This is a genomic window from Streptomyces sp. NPDC048417 (assembly GCF_040651615.1).
Lineage (GTDB): Bacteria > Actinomycetota > Actinomycetes > Streptomycetales > Streptomycetaceae > Streptomyces.
Genome location: NZ_JBEZKI010000001.1, coordinates 248,879 through 262,932 on the forward strand (window position 1 = coordinate 248,879; position 14,054 = coordinate 262,932).

A 14,054-nucleotide genomic window follows, 5' to 3' on the forward strand; every position below is an offset into this window, starting at 1 on the left:
CCCACGGGTGTTGCAAACTTAGAAGTGACTGTTGTAAAGTTAGACATGTCAGGGCGGGGGGTGAGAGCCCCGGGCCTGACGCCAGTTGAAAACTCCACAGAGAGGGAAGCCAATGGCTGACCGTGACGACGAGGTCATGAGCGCGCTCGCGCACTCGATCTCCGCCACCTACTCGCTCCTGGTCGACGTGTGCGAGGCACTCCCGGTGCCGATCACCCTGCCGACCGACCGGCACATCCCCGCCACCAACGCGGTGCCCGCGATCCAGCGGGCCGCCGCCTTGGCCAAGGATCAGCCGATGGGCGAGATGCAGGAGGCGCAGCTGTACACCGGCTGCATCCACCTCCTGGCCGCCATCGACCTCTACGCGCTCTGCGCCGCGAGGTACGAGGACACCCGGGCCGAAGGGGTAGGCGCCAACCTGCTGTACGCAGACGAAGCGCTGAAGCTCCTGCTGGTCTGGCTCCTGGCGAACGCTGGCTGATCCACCCCACGCCCCCCGGCATCCAGCCGGGGGGCGCTCTCATTCCCTCGCCCCATGGTGTTGCAATCATAGAAGTGAGTGCTGTAAAGTTAGGTACGTCAGGGCGGGGGGTGAGAGCCCCGGATCTGACGCCAGTTGAAAATTCCAGAGAGGAGAAGTCGTGGCTGATCACGACAACGACAGGGAGCGCTTCGTCACGCTGATGGAAGGCCTCGTCGGCGCCTACGTCTACATCCAGGCGCTGCTCGCAGACCTTCCCCTCCCCATCGCCATCCCGGACTTCGAGCCGGTAGGCGAGGAGGACGGACCCGCAACGGCTCTGCTGAGCCTGAACCGGGTCCGCCAGCTCATCGAGGACGAGCCGATCGAGGTGAAGACCCAGCGCGCGTACGAGCACCTCGTACTCGACTGGCTCACCGCCTACGAACTGCTCGTCATCACCCGCCTCGCGGGTCCCGCCCCCTGGCGGCTCGACGCGGTTGAGTTCTCCATCAACCGAGTCGTCACCTGGATCGAAGTGATCGAAGGAGACGACGCCGACGAGTCGTAAACCCCCGCCCGCCCCGCGCAGCCAGCGCGGGGCGGGCACTCCTCCCGGGATTCCCAACGGGCACGCCCCGCCCGCTCTCACAGCACAGCAAAAGGGGCCGACGCTTACCCCGGTCACCCGGGGGTGAGAGAGCGTCGGCCCCACCAGTTGAAGACTCCGCAAAGGAGAATCCGTCACCATGCTAGACCGACCGGGCATGATCGCTCCCGAGATCGCTGAGCACTACGGCGTCGGCATCCACACCGTCACGAAGACCTGGACCCAGCACGCCGACTGGCCAGACTCGGTCGGCAAGCGCGGCCGGTACAAGGAGTACGCCGCTGCCGACGTCGACACGTTCGTCCGCGAGCACATCCGGCGCCAGGCTGTCGACCTTGAACCGGAGCGGCTGTACACAGCGCAGCAGCTGGAGGACGCGGGCATCGGCATCACGGCCGGGACCATCCGGGCCGACCTCACCCGGGGCCGCTGGCCCGAGCCAGACGACTCCGACAACGGCGTGAACCGGTGGAAGGGCAAAACCGCGACGGCCGCCATGGCCACCCGACGCGGATACCGGCGCAAGGAAAGCTGATCGCACCCAGACGGGACCGGGTACGTCATCCTGGTTGCATGCCGACCGTCATCCGGGTCACCGGGGAAGCCAAGGACATGGCCCTCGACGAACTCGCCCAGTTCGTCGAGGAGGCACGCAAGGCTGGCGTCCCCCGCGACCGGAACGTCCCCGCGGAACTGTCGTACAGCAGGAAGATCCAGGAGGTCGTAGTCACTCTCAGTGAGGACGATGACTGATACCAGTACCCTCCGGTCCGTGGACTGGAAGTGGACGATAACCGCTGTACTCCCCGTCATCACTCTCGTTCTCGGGGCCTGGTTGAGCCAACGAAGCGAAGAGCGTAGAGAAGAAGCAGCGCTGCGACGCGAAGAGGCTCTTCGTCAACTGGAGCGGGATACCGTGCGGCTGGACCGCCGGGAGTCGTTCGAATTGACGCACCTCGTAGAGGTCTACGAGACACTGAGCAAGGCCAATACGGCAGCGCTCATGTTTCGTGTAGCCCGTACAACAGGTGGCGAGACGGAGGCGTCTGGTCGAGAGCTGGCGGACGCGAACCGCAAGCTGGTCAGCCTGACCAAGCTTGTCCTCGATACCGACATACGTGTCAAAGTGATGAAGGCACATTCCGACGCCAACGGCATGGCCGTTGATCCAGCTGCTCCTTCCGACGCGCCTGACTCAGCAGTGCAAGCTCAGCACAGTCTGGGAACGGCTCAGGAGGCGATCGCTGAACGGCTCAGGGAGATCTATGGGCCACGGCCCGGTCCTCTCCGCCGGTAGTGCCACTCCTGCGACGGTCACAGGCCTGCCAGCCGTCACTACGCTCCGTCGGCTAGCACCTCTTCCAGCTTCCCGTACGAGTCAAGACGCCAACGGGCGCCGTTGTCGTCTGTGAAGAACAGAACGGGACGGTTCCTCCTCACTGTTCCCTCCGACCAGCGAGGAGAAAAGAAGGCGAATTCTCCTCCACCCGGTATGAGCGGTGCCGGCACGGGACGAGATCCGGAGTCTGGGTGCCGTGCCTTGAGATCCGTCACCGAGTCGGCGTTGTATGCATCCCCGAAGCGAACCACTACGTCATGGATCGGATCGCGGCTGCGGTTGAGCACCGTCGCAAGCCAGGAGTCGTACCCATCGGCGTCCCCGTACTCGTCGATGGTTGTACTACCACGGGCCTCGGAGATCATTGCGACGTCGCGAGCCTGGGAGATCCTTCGCTCCTCAGCCTGGTCCTGAAGTTCCGCGCGCTCCAAGACAAGGTTCTGCTGCTGCTCAGCCATGAACCGCGTCTGCTCGGCGATGAACTCGCGCTGCTCGTTGATCTGTTGTCGCTGGCTTTTGATCGTCTGGTAGGCGAACCAGGCCGCGCCACCCGCGAAGCACGTTCCCAGCGCAGTTGGCACGTCGCCCCACTGCAATGGCCCCACAGCCACCTCCCACCTCATGCTCGGCTCCGTCTGGCAGACGCCCCGCCGTGCCTCCCTGGTTCCTCCTCTCACCCGTCACGACGGCCCTGACGCCCATCACGCAGGGCGAACGGTCACGGAACTGCCACAACCACCCCACAGCACTCCAGGCGCCCGCGATGATGCCCCCTCAGGACATTGGCCCAGGGGGGACCATGCGTATCCGCTCCACCATCGCCGCCGTCACCATCGCGGCCGCCGCACTCACCGCCTGCGCGAGCAGCAACCCCAGCAGCAAGCCCACGCCCTCGTACGCCTCCGACAGCGTGACCGCTCGCTGCCGCGCCGAGCACTGGCCCCAGCCGATGCCAGACGTACGCGGCAAGCACTTCGACCCCCTCGACAAAGACCTGCAGTGCTTCGACAACGTCAAGGCCATTGCCCCTGACGGACACGACGTGATGAACGACTCGGCCGACCAGACGCAGTCATGGACCGTGACTGCGAGCAAGCCGGCCACCGGCGTGAAGGTCACCACGGCTACGCCGATCACCCTTGTCCTGCGCGCCGCAGATTGATGCGCCGCCAGCCCTTCGTCGTGCTGCACCGCCTTCTGAAGATTCCCCGAATCCTCACCAAACCCTTACGGAACGTGCGAACATGCCAGACCGCACACCACTACAAGGGGGGGCCAGATATGCCGAAGATCAAAACCAGACAGAAGATGGGATGGATCACCATCGCGTTCCACTGGACGATGATGGTCTTCACGGTGGGTCTGTGGACCCCGGTCTTTCTGGCCGCTCGCAGGCGCCGCCTCACCGTCACCCGCGTGCCGAACGGCTACCCGCCGCATCCCGGGCAGCCGCACTGACCACCGTCTCCGGCACCCGCTCCTCAACACGGCGATCACTGTGCTGGACACGTTGACGATCAGCACTGCATAATCCGGTGCCAGCGGCACACTTGTGCCCACGTGCCACACGAACCCCCGCCTACGCGGGGGTTTTCGCATGTCAGGGGGTGATCGCATGCCCCGCACCAGCGAGGCCGGCCGCGAAGACGCCGACGGGAACCTGTGGTTCACGGTCCGCGAGGCCGCCCTGTTCACCGGCCGCGACCCCCAGACGATCTACAGCTGGGAACGCCGAGGCCACCTCAACCGCGCGACCGCTGCCGTAGACGAGCGCGGCCGCCGCATCTACAGCCACCAGCAGATCGCCGCCGCCGAACGCCGCGCCCGCCAGAACACGGCCGTCGTACGCCGCATCGCTCGCTGACCCGTCCCAGACGCGCATGGCGTCACCCCACACACCCAGGAGGGCGCCATGGCGCGCACCGCTCTGTCCGTCACCCAGATCACCCGGGCCGGGGTCGCCGCCGGCACCGAGGCCAACGGCGACCCGACGAACAACCACGTGATCCTGAACAACGGGAAGATGGTCCTGCAGGTCCGCAACAGCGGCAGCACCGTCGCCCGCACGATCACCTTCCGCTTCCCCGGCCTGGTCGACGGCCAGGCCGTCACCCCCCGCGCCGTCAGCATCCCCACCTCGGCCACCCGCTGGTTCGGCCCGTTCCCCACCGGCGACTACGGCAGCCAGCTCCAGGTCGACGTCGACAACGCCGAACTCAAGCTCACCGCCTACGGCATCTGATGGCCGCACTCGCCAAGACCACGGTCACCTGCCCCGGCTGCCACGAGACGATCGCCCTAACCCTGCGCCTGGACAAGGACGCCAAGCCGGGCCCCGGCGAACTGGTCCTGGCCGTCGACCGCAGCACGGTCGAGCAGCACCTCACGCGCGCCCACACCGAAACGGCGCTCCGCTGATGGCCGAGCAGAAGATCGGCCAGCTCATCGACGCCCTCGGCGTACAGGCTGACCTGGACGAGGGCGACCTCCCCACCGACGCGTTCGTGATCCTCAAGGTCGTCAAGGCAGACGGGACCGTCAGCCTCGCCAGCGCCCGCTCCGAGGGCCTCGACTGGATCACCCGCCTCGGCATGATCACCGCCGCCCAGGCCATCGAGAACAGCGGCTACACCGAGGCATCCACCGACGACACCTGAGAGGGACGACCCGCATGCCCCGCCTTCAGATCCTCGAACTCCCGGCCGAGCACCACGGCGACGACATGACCACGCCGTACCTCCTCATCATCGACGAGGCCCCGTACGATGGCGCCGCCTTCGACGCCCTCCGCGCGGACCTCGCCAACGACGAACTCGTGGCCCGCACGGGAGCCCGCGCGATCCTCTGCTTCGAGGACACCATGGAGCTCCCGGCGAACCAGGTCGTGGCCGGCGAGCAGACCTACCCCGTCACCTTCCAGGTCTTGCCCGACTTCACCGAGTTCCGCGCCCAGGTCGCCTCCGAACTCCAGAGCACGCAGCAACGCCTCACCGAGTTCGTCCGCGGCCAGGTCGACGAGCAGCTCCGCCTCGCCGCGCAGCGCGCCACCCCGGGACGGTCGGTGTGAACGGCGTCCCCTTCGTGTACGGCGGCCACATGGCGCCCCGCTCCGCACGCGAGGCCGCCCAGCTCCTGGCACAGCAGGGCAAGCACTCCCACCTCCACGCCGAACACGAGAGCGTCTGCGTCAGCGGTCTGTGCACGCCTGTTCCCGCGGTCCTCGGCACCGGTCTGGTCGGTTCGAAGGACACCCACCCCGCCGGATTTCGCACCGTCCAGTCCCTCGTGAGCAGCACCACCCCACCCCTATAGCGGAGGGAGGCAAGCGCATGCCACGCCGCACGCTCACGGTCTGCACCACACCAGGCTGCCCGGAGTACACCCGAGGCGGACGCTGCGCCGACTGCAGGGCTCAGGCCGAGCAGCGTCGCGGCAGCAGCACCGCACGCGGCTACGGTGCCCGCCACCGCAGCACCTTCCGCGCCGCCGTCCTTGCCCGTGACCCGGAGTGCGTGTGCACCGCCGAGGACCATGGCCACGACGGCCCATGCGGCAAGACCAGTCGGCACGCCGACCACTACCCACGCGACCGCCGCGAGCTGGCGGCCGCCGGCGAGGATCCCGACGACCCGCGCCACGGCCGAGGCCTGTGCGGCCCGTGCCACAGCAGAGAGACGGCACGCCACCAGCCTGGTGGCTGGGCCGCCGGCCAGGCGTAGGCCAGCAGCAGGTCGCCGCACGCCACGGAGACCGGCGATGACACGGCGGCAGCCGATCGGCTCTCGGCAACCGAGCAGCTGATCACGTCGCTGGCTCAACTCGTCCACTTCGCGGCGCTGTTCGCGGCTTGGCTGATCACGGCGCACCGCCGCGGTCGTCTGCTTCCTGGCTCACGCGCGCCCGCCTTGGGGGTGGGGGCGCACCCGCGCGGGCGCGCCCGCAGGAGACCGCGGGGGAGGGCAACGGAGATCTGTACGGGTCTGGGGATCCCCGTTCGACGCGTCAACCGACCCGAGTGACCGCCGGCCACGGCGCAACGCTGGGGCCTCTTCCGTGCCGCAACGGCTCAGGAAGGACACCTCACATGGGTGGAATGGGACCGGCCCCGAAGCCGGAAGGAGCGCGACGCCGGCGCAACGCCACCGTCGCCATGACGCCCCTGCCGCCCGAGGGCCGCAAGGGCCGACCGCCGAAGTGGCCTCTGCCAGACGACGTCGTCCTCACTGCTCGCCGGGACAGCGCGCTGCGCAAGGCCGACGAGCTCGAGCTGGCTCTCCTCGAACCGGACCTCAAGGGCCGGGCCAAGGTCGCCGCTGAGAAGAAGGCCGACGCGGCGCGCGAGGCCGCGCTGATCCTCACCAAGCAGCTGGAAGCACAGCAGCAGATCGAGGGTGAGCTGTGGCGTGATCTGTGGAAGACGCCGCAGGCGGTGATGTGGGACCAGCTGCGGTGGACACGTGAGGTCGCGCAGTACGTGCGGTGGAAGAGCCGTGCGGAGGCCGGCGACCTGGACGCGGCCAAAGAGGCCAGGCAGCTCGGCGACCGGCTGGGGCTGACGCCTCTGTCGATGCTGCGGCTGCGCTGGAAGATCGCCGACGCCGACGAGGGCACGGCCACTCCTCGCGGTCGGCGGACGGCGGCCGGTACTCGTCGACAGCGGCCGGACGACCCGCGAGCCACGCTGCACGTGGTGGAGTAGGCCGTGGGCGTCCTGATGGTGCCCAAGCCGGACGACGAGCCATGGCCGACGCTGGGACCTCAGGTCTGTGATCTGCTCGAGGAGCGGACCATCCACGGTCCGGGCGCTCTGCGCGGCCGGCCGTACGTGCTGGACCCGGAGAAGCGGGCGCTGATCTACCGCTGGTACGAGGTCTATCCGCAAGGGCACCCGCGCGCGGGGAAGCGCCGGTTCAAGCGCGTCGGCCTGTCGGTGCGCAAGGGCACGGCCAAGACGGAGCTCGCCGCCGCGGTGGCGTTCGCCGAGCTGCACCCCGAGGGTCCCGTCAGGTGCGACGGGTTCGACGCGGACGGCGAGCCGGTCGGTGTGCCGGTGTCGGACCCGTACATCCCGATGGTCGCGTACACCGAGGAGCAGACCGAGGAGCTCGCGTACGCGGCGCTGTACGCGATGGTCACGGAGGGCCCGGACGCGGACCAGTTCGACCCGGGCCTGGACCGCATCATGCGGTGGGACGGCCTCGGCCGTGCGGTCGCGCTCGCGTCCTCGCCAGACGCGCGCGACGGCGCCCGTACGACCTTCCAGCACTTCGACGAGACCCACAGGTTCGTTCTGCCTCGGCATCGCTCGGCGCATCAGACGATGCTGGCGAACATCCCGAAGATCATGTTGTTCGATCCGTGGACGTTGGAGACCACGACCACCTACACCCCGGGCGAAGGGTCGGTGGCGCAGGGCACCCACGAGTTTGCTGAGCTGGTGGCGTCGGGCAAGTCGAAGGACCGAACGCTGTTCTTCTTCCACCGCGAGGCAACCCCGCGGCCGGACGAGGATCTGTCGGACGACAAGACGATCCGGGCCGCCGTACGGGAGGCGTCCGGGCCGTCCATCGCGGCCTGGCCGGACTTCGAGGGCCAGGTCGACGCGATCGTCTCCCTGTACAACGCGCCGGACACCGACCGCGCCTACTGGGAGAGGGTCTGGCTCAACCGGCGAGTGCAGGCCGGCAGGCAGGCTTTCTCGGTAGAGCGGTGGGCGGAACTGGCCCGGCGCCAGGAGCTGCCGGAGAAGGGCGACCGCATCACGGTCGGCTTCGACGGCGCGCAATTCCGGGACGCCACGGCGCTCATTGCCACCCACCTGGAGACCGGCTTCCAGTGGCCGCTCGGGATCTGGGAGTGCCCGCCCGGCGCCAACGAGAGCGACGACGAGGACACCCTGTGGGAGTGCCCGGCCGATGAGGTCGACGCGGTCCTGGTCGAGGCCTTCGACACGTGGGACGTCGTGCGCGGCTACGTGGACCCGCCGTACTGGGAAGGCCTGGTCACCACGTGGCAGGGCCGGTGGGGCGAGAAGCGGATCACGAAGTGGTGGACCAACCAGCACAAGCGGATGGCCTACAGCCTGCGTGCCTACCAGGGAGCGATGAAGACGGGCGAGCTGACGCACTCCGGTGACGCGGTCTACGCCCGCCACATCGCCAACGCCCGTAAGCGGATGCTGAAAATGCTCGACGACCAGGGCAAGCCGCTGTGGGTGATCGAGAAGGAGCGCCATCAGTCGCCGCTGTCCATGGACGGCGCGATGGCCGGCTGCTTGTCGTGGGAGGCGCGCCGTGACGCGATCGCGGCCGGCGTCAAGCCGAAGAAGAAGAACAACCGAATGATCGTTCTGCGGTGACGCGAGGAGGTGACCCATGGGCCTGCTCGCGGAAGCCCCGGCTACCGACGGCCTGGTGCAGGGGCGGACCGAACTGGACTGGCTGAAGCACCTGATCAAGTGCCACGAGGGGCAGCTCAAGGAGCTCGAGGAACTCAATGCGTACTACGAGGGCACGCAGCCCCTGTCGTACATGCATCCCGAGCTGCAGCGGGAACTGGACGAGAACGTCCGCCAGGTCGTCATCAACTGGCCGCGCCTGGTGGTCGACAGCATCGAAGAAAGGCTGGACGTCGAAGGGTTCCGCTACCCGGGTAAGGCCGAGGCGGATAAGGAGCTCTGGCGGATCTGGCAGGCCAACGACCTCGACGAGCAAAGCCAGATGGGCCACCTGGACGCGCTCGCGATGCGCCGCGCGTACGTGGTGGTCGGGACGAACGACGACGACGCGACGACGCCGATCGTCACGGTCGAATCCGCCCTGGACATGTTCGCCGAGGAGGACCCGCGCACCCGCCAGCTGATCGCCGCGGTGAAGCGGTGGTGCGTGGGCGACGGCGAGGACAAGGTCGACCACGCCACGCTGTACCTGCCCAACTCCACCATCTGGTGGGTCAAGCGGGACGGCGAGTGGGCTGAGGATCCGGACTACCCGCGCGATGACCATGACATGGGCGAGCTCCCCGTGGAGATCCTCGCGAACCGGCCGCGGCTGAAGGGACGCAACGGCGTCAGCGAGCTCGCCGACGTCATCCCGCTGAGCGACGCCGCCTGCAAGATCGCCACCGACATGATGATCTCTGCCGAGTTCCACGCCATGCCCAGGCGTGTGGCCTTCGGATTCGGCGAGGAAGATTTTGTCGACGCGGACGGACGACGGCTGTCGGTGTGGTCGCGGATCGCCGGCCGGATCTGGGCCACGGCCAAGTCGCGGAAGGAAGACGGCGCGGACGTCATCCAGTTCCCCGAGGCCAACCTCGCGAACTTCCACGCCACCCTCAACCAGCTGGCGCAGCTCGTCGCGAGCCTGGCGGGCCTGCCGCCGAGTTTCTTCGGGCAGAGCACCGCCAACCCGGCGAGCGCGGACGCGATCCGGTCCAGTGAGACACGGCTCGTCAAGCGCGCCGAGCGGAAACAGCGCGCGTGGGGCGGTACCTGGGAGCGGGTCATGCGCAAGGTGCTGCGGGTACGGGACGGCGAGTGGTCCGACGATGCGCGGTCGCTGGAGACGGTCTGGCGCGACGCGTCCACTCCGACTGTGGCGCAGTCCGCCGACGCTGCGGTCAAGCTGTTCACGGCGAAGATCGTTCCGCTGCGGCCGACCCGGGAACGGCTCGGTTTCACGCAGGCCGAGATCGCGCGGATGGAAGAACTGGACGAGCAGGCCGCGAACGCCGCTATGACCCGGATCGCCAGCGGGGACGTGACTCCACTGTTCGGCGCGAAGCCCCCACCGGCCGCCCCGGAGCCGGACCCTGCGCCGGAGCCGGTGCCTGTGGAGCCAGCCAGTGGCAACGCCGCCTGAACTCGCCCGCACTCGGTACGAGCAGGTCACGTCGACCATCCGCGCGATCGTCGTGCAGATCCAGGCCCTGTGGCAGGGCATGTCCGCGCAGACGGTCGAAGACGACCTCTTTGGCGAGGCCGGCGCGAGAATCGCCTCGGCCGTCGTGGCTGGGCAGTTCACGGTGGCCGACGCCGCGCAGGCGTACATCGCGGCACAGATGGCTGCGCAGGGCGGCAGTGCCGCAGCGGAGGCGGCCGTAGTTGCCGCGGCGTTCACCGGGATCGCCCCCGGCGGCGGCCCCCTCGAGTCGCTGCTGTTCCTACCCGCCATCGGCGTACGACGGCGCCTGGCCGCAGGACTCAGCCCGGAGGAGGCCATGCTCGGCGGCCTCGCAGACATGGCGATGTACGCGTCCACGGCGATCGCCGACAGCGCGCGCTCGGCGGACCAAGTCGGCATGGCTGCGAACCGGTCCTGTGTGGCGTACGTCCGCGTCGTGCAGCTGCCCGCCTGCTCGCGGTGCATCGTCCTGTCCGGCCAGATGTACCGCCACTCCGAGGGGTTCCTGCGGCATCCGAACTGTGACTGCCAGACCCTGCCCCTGCACGAGGACGAGTGGCCGGACATCCCCACCCCTACCGAGCTGGTCGACCGGATGACACCAGACCAGCGGCGGCGGGTGTTCACCGCGGACGGGGCGCGGGCCCTTGCGGCCGGCGCCGACGTCGGCCAGGTCGTCAACGCCCGCCGCGGCATGAGCACCGCGCACGTCCACGGACGCGAGCTGCAGATCACCAGCGAAGGCACCACCCGCCGAGGCATGTACGGCCGCAGCCGCGCCCGGGCAGGCGACCAGTTCGACCGGTTCGCCGGCCAGCGCTACGGCACGGCGACGTCGACGCGGTACGCCCGCACGGCAACGAGCCCGAGGCTCATGCCCGAAGAGATCTTCCGAGTCGCGGATGGCAACCGCGACGAGGAACTGCGGCTCCTAAGCCGCTACGGCTACCTCGCGTAGTAGCCACTTCACCCGCCTGACCAGGCGCAACGCCATGGTCACCGATCCCGCAACGGGAGACACCTCACCATGCACATCATCCGTACCCGCTGCCTGTCCGCCGCCCACGGCGCGGACTGGTTCCAGCTGACCCGGCACGACGACCCCGACCCGACGGACCCCCCGACGGACCCGGACCCGGCCAACCCGCCGGCCGATCCGGACCCGGCCGACCCCGACCCCGCCGATCCGGAGGGCGCCGGGCAGCTCGGCGATGCCGGCAAGCGGGCGCTCGACGCCATGAAGAACGAGCGGAACGCGGCCAAGAAGGCTGCCGCAGACGAGAAGAAGCGCGCCGACGCTGCCGAGCGCAAGGTTCGGGAGTACGAGGACGCGCAGAAGAGCGATCTGGAGAGGGTCCAGGGCGAGGCCGAGCGGGCCACGGCCCGGGCCGAGGCCGCGACGAAGCGTGCGGTCACCGCCGAAGTCCGTGTGGCTGCCGCCGACTTCGCGGACTCCGACGACGCGATCGCGTTCCTGGACCTGTCGGCGTACACCGACGACAACGGTGACATCGACACGGAGCAGATCCGTACCGACCTCGCCGACCTCCTGGCGCGCAAGCCACACCTGCGCAAGTCCGCGGCAGCACCGTCCGACCCTCAGCCCGAACCCGGCCGGACCCCGCCGAAGGCGGACCCCGGACAGGGTCCACGTCCGACGCCCCCGGCCACGGACTTCCGCAAGGCGAGCGACGAGGAGTTCAAGGCCGAGCTCGCCAAGTTCGCGCCGGGGTTCCGTCCCCGCTCGTGATCCACGTCCGCGCCCGGTTGGGCGACGGCCGGACCTGCATCGAGGTCGACGGCCACGAGGGTCACGTCGAAGACGGACGGGTCTGCGCAGCCATCACGGCAATCACCCAAACCGCCCTGCTGGGCCTGGAGCAGTACGCCCAGCAGTACCCGGACCTCGTGTCCGTAGAGATCACACAGGAGTAGACACATGACCGTACAGACGGCTTCCCGGCCGTGGTTCAGGCTCGACCGTCACGACGTGCGGTCGACGCTCCCGGCCGCCATTCGCGCGGCGATGCAGAACGGTCTCCTGGACCGTGTGTTCCAGAACGCGCTCACGCCGGAGTTCATCTTCCCGGCCATCGCCGACCCGGAGCCGTGGCAGGGCGGACTCGGCGACACCAAGATCATGACCCGTAAGGGCCTGATCGCCCCGGACACCACTCCGATCACCGGCTCCGACCCGTCGGTCGGGTCGTACGGCCTCGAGCAGTGGACCGTCACGATGGACCAGTACGGCAAGTCCACCGACACCAACATGCTCCAGTCCAAGATGACGCTGGCGTCGAAGTACATGGCCGACGTCCAGAACCTGGGCACCCACGCGGGCCAGTCCCTGAACCGGCTCGCGCGGGACAAGCTGTACGCGGGCTACGCCGGCGGCCGCACCTGGTGCACCACCACCGGCACCTCCGACACGTCGATCGTCGTGAACTCGGTCGCCGGGTTCACCAGGGTCCTCGTCAACGGCGTGCCGACCGACGTGTCCGCCGCCAACCCGCTCAACGTCACCATCGGCGGCGTCGCCAACACCGTCACCGGCGTCAACCTGGGCACCAAGACCCTGACGCTCGGCACCGCGCGCGCCGACGTGATCGGTGACTCCGTGGTGGCGGCCAACGCGCCGATCACTGTCCGACCGGGCACCCAGGCCACGGCCTACAACCTGGCTGCCGGCAACCTCGCCACCTTCGCGATGTTCCGCGCCGCAGTCACCCGGCTGCGGAAGATGAGCGTGCCGACCGTCAACGGCAACTACGTCGCCCACATCGACGCCGACACGGAAGGCCAGCTGTTCGCCGACTCCGAGTTCAAGCAGCTCTACCAGGGCCGCGGCGACTCCGACGTCTACCGCACCCTGTCGCTGGGCACCTTCGGCGGCCTCGACTGGGTCAGGAACCTGGAGACACCGACGCTCGCCTCCGGCACGGACGGCCTGAGCGTCAACGTGCACCGGCCGATCGTCGTGGGCGCCGGCTGCCTGGTCGCCGCACCGTTCGAGGACCAGGGCGCGCTCCTGCAGGAGACCGGCGTCGGTGACGTCGGCGAGATCACCATGATCGACGTGGCCCCCGGCGTGCAGGTCGCACGGATCATCCGCCCGCCGCAGGACCGCCTGATGCAGGTCGTGTCCACCTCGTGGGCCTGGACCGGCGACTACGCCGCCCCGTCCGACTCCCTGTCCGCCAGCGGCGACCCGGCCCTGTACAAGCGGGCCGTCGTGCTGGAGCACAGCGAAAACTGACCGTCTGCCCGGCCGGGGCCGCGCGCCCCGGCCAGCCGACAGAAGGGAGGTCTCGGGTGCGCGTCGTCGCCAACGAGGCATTCACGTTCTTCTACAACCACGTCCCCATCAACGTGGCCGAGGGCGAGCCCATCGACTCCGACGTGGCCGTGTTCCTCCTCAACACGAGGGCCGCCGTCCGCCCGGACGACGAGGACGCCCAAGCCCTCGCCGAGGAACTCGGCCTTAACGTCACCGATGACGGCCAGGAGCAGGAGCCCAACCTGCCACCGCCCCCGCCTCCGGGCACCGGCGACCCCAACGTCCCGGATCCACCCCAGACGAACCAGCTGGACATCGACGCGTCGGTCAAGGTCGTCCTCGCGTGGGTCGGCACCGACCCGGCCCGGGCCGCCCAGGCCCTGGAGCTCGAGCAGGCCAAGCCGGAACCGCGGTCCACGCTCGTCACCCAGCTCGAGAAGACGGCGGCCGCCGGCGCGTAG

Annotated in this window: 23 protein-coding genes; 22 read left to right on the forward strand and 1 reads right to left on the reverse strand. The window is 68.8% G+C overall.

Annotated elements, in window-relative coordinates:
• The first annotated feature begins 112 nt into the window (after positions 1 to 112).
• The 5 genes from AB0D59_RS01200 (at position 113) to AB0D59_RS01220 (ending at position 2,370) form a co-directional block, all read left to right on the forward strand.
• A complete protein-coding gene (locus tag AB0D59_RS01200; RefSeq protein ID WP_362559275.1) occupies positions 113 to 484 on the forward strand; it encodes a hypothetical protein in 372 nt (123 codons plus the stop codon).
• A gap of 160 nt (positions 485 to 644) precedes the next feature.
• The gene (locus tag AB0D59_RS01205) at positions 645 to 1,034 is read left to right on the forward strand and encodes a hypothetical protein (RefSeq protein ID WP_362559277.1); all 390 of its coding nucleotides are present in this window, start codon (positions 645 to 647) and stop codon (positions 1,032 to 1,034) included.
• A 178-nt stretch (positions 1,035 to 1,212) separates the two neighbouring features.
• Positions 1,213 to 1,608, forward strand: a complete 396-nt coding sequence (locus AB0D59_RS01210) for a hypothetical protein (protein WP_362559278.1) — start codon at positions 1,213 to 1,215, stop codon at positions 1,606 to 1,608.
• 38 nt (positions 1,609 to 1,646) lie between these two features.
• Complete coding sequence (locus tag AB0D59_RS01215; RefSeq protein WP_362559280.1) at positions 1,647 to 1,826, forward strand: hypothetical protein; 180 nt, start codon at positions 1,647 to 1,649, stop codon at positions 1,824 to 1,826.
• A 19-nt stretch (positions 1,827 to 1,845) separates the two neighbouring features.
• Positions 1,846 to 2,370, forward strand: a complete 525-nt coding sequence (locus AB0D59_RS01220) for a hypothetical protein (protein ID WP_362559282.1) — start codon at positions 1,846 to 1,848, stop codon at positions 2,368 to 2,370.
• Positions 2,371 to 2,408: 38 nt separating this feature from the next.
• Here the strand turns inward: AB0D59_RS01220 and AB0D59_RS01225 are convergent, their stop codons facing one another.
• A complete protein-coding gene (locus AB0D59_RS01225; RefSeq protein WP_362559283.1) occupies positions 2,409 to 3,035 on the reverse strand; it encodes a hypothetical protein in 627 nt (208 codons plus the stop codon).
• A 176-nt stretch (positions 3,036 to 3,211) separates the two neighbouring features.
• Here AB0D59_RS01225 and AB0D59_RS01230 point away from each other — a divergent pair, with 176 nt between their 5' ends.
• The 17 genes from AB0D59_RS01230 to AB0D59_RS01310 all read left to right on the forward strand — a co-directional run bounded on the left by AB0D59_RS01230 (position 3,212) and on the right by AB0D59_RS01310 (position 14,054).
• Positions 3,212 to 3,574: a hypothetical protein gene (locus tag AB0D59_RS01230; protein ID WP_362559285.1), complete on the forward strand. Its 363-nt coding sequence runs from the start codon at positions 3,212 to 3,214 to the stop codon at positions 3,572 to 3,574.
• Positions 3,575 to 3,693: 119 nt separating this feature from the next.
• Positions 3,694 to 3,870 (forward strand): hypothetical protein, encoded by a 177-nt coding sequence (locus AB0D59_RS01235; protein WP_362559287.1) that lies wholly within the window; start codon positions 3,694 to 3,696, stop codon positions 3,868 to 3,870.
• Between the two features lie 157 nt (positions 3,871 to 4,027).
• A complete protein-coding gene (locus tag AB0D59_RS01240) occupies positions 4,028 to 4,276 on the forward strand; it encodes a MerR family transcriptional regulator (protein ID WP_362559289.1) in 249 nt (82 codons plus the stop codon).
• A 48-nt stretch (positions 4,277 to 4,324) separates the two neighbouring features.
• The gene (locus AB0D59_RS01245; RefSeq protein ID WP_362559292.1) at positions 4,325 to 4,654 is read left to right on the forward strand and encodes a hypothetical protein; all 330 of its coding nucleotides are present in this window, start codon (positions 4,325 to 4,327) and stop codon (positions 4,652 to 4,654) included.
• Positions 4,654 to 4,830, forward strand: coding sequence for a hypothetical protein (locus AB0D59_RS01250; protein WP_362559295.1), 177 nt, complete (start codon positions 4,654 to 4,656; stop codon positions 4,828 to 4,830). Before AB0D59_RS01245 ends, AB0D59_RS01250 begins: the two co-directional genes overlap by 1 nt.
• Entirely contained in the window at positions 4,830 to 5,069 is a 240-nt protein-coding gene (locus AB0D59_RS01255; RefSeq protein ID WP_362559297.1) for a hypothetical protein, read from the forward strand. Before AB0D59_RS01250 ends, AB0D59_RS01255 begins: the two co-directional genes overlap by 1 nt.
• A gap of 14 nt (positions 5,070 to 5,083) precedes the next feature.
• Positions 5,084 to 5,479: a hypothetical protein gene (locus AB0D59_RS01260; RefSeq protein ID WP_362559300.1), complete on the forward strand. Its 396-nt coding sequence runs from the start codon at positions 5,084 to 5,086 to the stop codon at positions 5,477 to 5,479.
• On the forward strand, positions 5,476 to 5,724 hold the full coding sequence (locus AB0D59_RS01265; RefSeq protein ID WP_362559303.1) for a hypothetical protein: 249 nt from the start codon (positions 5,476 to 5,478) through the stop codon (positions 5,722 to 5,724). Before AB0D59_RS01260 ends, AB0D59_RS01265 begins: the two co-directional genes overlap by 4 nt.
• Before the next feature lie 17 nt (positions 5,725 to 5,741).
• Positions 5,742 to 6,131 (forward strand): holin, encoded by a 390-nt coding sequence (locus AB0D59_RS01270; RefSeq protein WP_362559306.1) that lies wholly within the window; start codon positions 5,742 to 5,744, stop codon positions 6,129 to 6,131.
• Positions 6,132 to 6,496: 365 nt separating this feature from the next.
• Positions 6,497 to 7,111 (forward strand): hypothetical protein, encoded by a 615-nt coding sequence (locus tag AB0D59_RS01275; protein ID WP_362559308.1) that lies wholly within the window; start codon positions 6,497 to 6,499, stop codon positions 7,109 to 7,111.
• A gap of 3 nt (positions 7,112 to 7,114) precedes the next feature.
• Positions 7,115 to 8,770, forward strand: coding sequence for a terminase (locus tag AB0D59_RS01280; RefSeq protein ID WP_362559310.1), 1,656 nt, complete (start codon positions 7,115 to 7,117; stop codon positions 8,768 to 8,770).
• A 16-nt stretch (positions 8,771 to 8,786) separates the two neighbouring features.
• Positions 8,787 to 10,274 carry a phage portal protein gene (locus AB0D59_RS01285; protein ID WP_362559312.1) on the forward strand — a complete coding sequence of 496 codons (1,488 nt, stop codon included), beginning with the start codon at positions 8,787 to 8,789 and terminating at the stop codon, positions 10,272 to 10,274.
• Positions 10,258 to 11,274 (forward strand): hypothetical protein, encoded by a 1,017-nt coding sequence (locus tag AB0D59_RS01290; protein WP_362559314.1) that lies wholly within the window; start codon positions 10,258 to 10,260, stop codon positions 11,272 to 11,274. The genes AB0D59_RS01285 and AB0D59_RS01290 overlap by 17 nt, the downstream gene beginning before the upstream one ends.
• Positions 11,275 to 11,343: 69 nt before the next feature.
• Complete coding sequence (locus AB0D59_RS01295; RefSeq protein WP_362559317.1) at positions 11,344 to 12,066, forward strand: hypothetical protein; 723 nt, start codon at positions 11,344 to 11,346, stop codon at positions 12,064 to 12,066.
• Complete coding sequence (locus tag AB0D59_RS01300; RefSeq protein WP_362559319.1) at positions 12,063 to 12,251, forward strand: ribosomal-processing cysteine protease Prp; 189 nt, start codon at positions 12,063 to 12,065, stop codon at positions 12,249 to 12,251. The genes AB0D59_RS01295 and AB0D59_RS01300 overlap by 4 nt, the downstream gene beginning before the upstream one ends.
• A gap of 4 nt (positions 12,252 to 12,255) precedes the next feature.
• Positions 12,256 to 13,572: a hypothetical protein gene (locus AB0D59_RS01305; protein WP_362559321.1), complete on the forward strand. Its 1,317-nt coding sequence runs from the start codon at positions 12,256 to 12,258 to the stop codon at positions 13,570 to 13,572.
• Between the two features lie 56 nt (positions 13,573 to 13,628).
• Positions 13,629 to 14,054, forward strand: coding sequence for a hypothetical protein (locus AB0D59_RS01310; protein ID WP_362559323.1), 426 nt, complete (start codon positions 13,629 to 13,631; stop codon positions 14,052 to 14,054).

Bases quoted from the DNA above. Each gene is read 5' to 3' on its own strand.
- AB0D59_RS01225 (WP_362559283.1), bottom strand. From the start codon at position 3,035: ATGAGGTGGGAGGTGGCTGTGGGGCCATTGCAGTGGGGCGACGTGCCA.
- AB0D59_RS01230 (WP_362559285.1), top strand. From the start codon at position 3,212: ATGCGTATCCGCTCCACCATCGCCGCCGTCACCATCGCGGCCGCCGCA.
- AB0D59_RS01250 (WP_362559295.1), top strand. From the start codon at position 4,654: ATGGCCGCACTCGCCAAGACCACGGTCACCTGCCCCGGCTGCCACGAG.
- AB0D59_RS01285 (WP_362559312.1), top strand. From the start codon at position 8,787: ATGGGCCTGCTCGCGGAAGCCCCGGCTACCGACGGCCTGGTGCAGGGG.
- AB0D59_RS01240 (WP_362559289.1), top strand. From the start codon at position 4,028: ATGCCCCGCACCAGCGAGGCCGGCCGCGAAGACGCCGACGGGAACCTG.
- AB0D59_RS01295 (WP_362559317.1), top strand. From the start codon at position 11,344: ATGCACATCATCCGTACCCGCTGCCTGTCCGCCGCCCACGGCGCGGAC.
- AB0D59_RS01235 (WP_362559287.1), top strand. From the start codon at position 3,694: ATGCCGAAGATCAAAACCAGACAGAAGATGGGATGGATCACCATCGCG.
- AB0D59_RS01215 (WP_362559280.1), top strand. From the start codon at position 1,647: ATGCCGACCGTCATCCGGGTCACCGGGGAAGCCAAGGACATGGCCCTC.
- AB0D59_RS01270 (WP_362559306.1), top strand. From the start codon at position 5,742: ATGCCACGCCGCACGCTCACGGTCTGCACCACACCAGGCTGCCCGGAG.
- AB0D59_RS01255 (WP_362559297.1), top strand. From the start codon at position 4,830: ATGGCCGAGCAGAAGATCGGCCAGCTCATCGACGCCCTCGGCGTACAG.
- AB0D59_RS01275 (WP_362559308.1), top strand. From the start codon at position 6,497: ATGGGTGGAATGGGACCGGCCCCGAAGCCGGAAGGAGCGCGACGCCGG.
- AB0D59_RS01305 (WP_362559321.1), top strand. From the start codon at position 12,256: ATGACCGTACAGACGGCTTCCCGGCCGTGGTTCAGGCTCGACCGTCAC.
- AB0D59_RS01210 (WP_362559278.1), top strand. From the start codon at position 1,213: ATGCTAGACCGACCGGGCATGATCGCTCCCGAGATCGCTGAGCACTAC.
- AB0D59_RS01200 (WP_362559275.1), top strand. From the start codon at position 113: ATGGCTGACCGTGACGACGAGGTCATGAGCGCGCTCGCGCACTCGATC.
- AB0D59_RS01260 (WP_362559300.1), top strand. From the start codon at position 5,084: ATGCCCCGCCTTCAGATCCTCGAACTCCCGGCCGAGCACCACGGCGAC.
- AB0D59_RS01245 (WP_362559292.1), top strand. From the start codon at position 4,325: ATGGCGCGCACCGCTCTGTCCGTCACCCAGATCACCCGGGCCGGGGTC.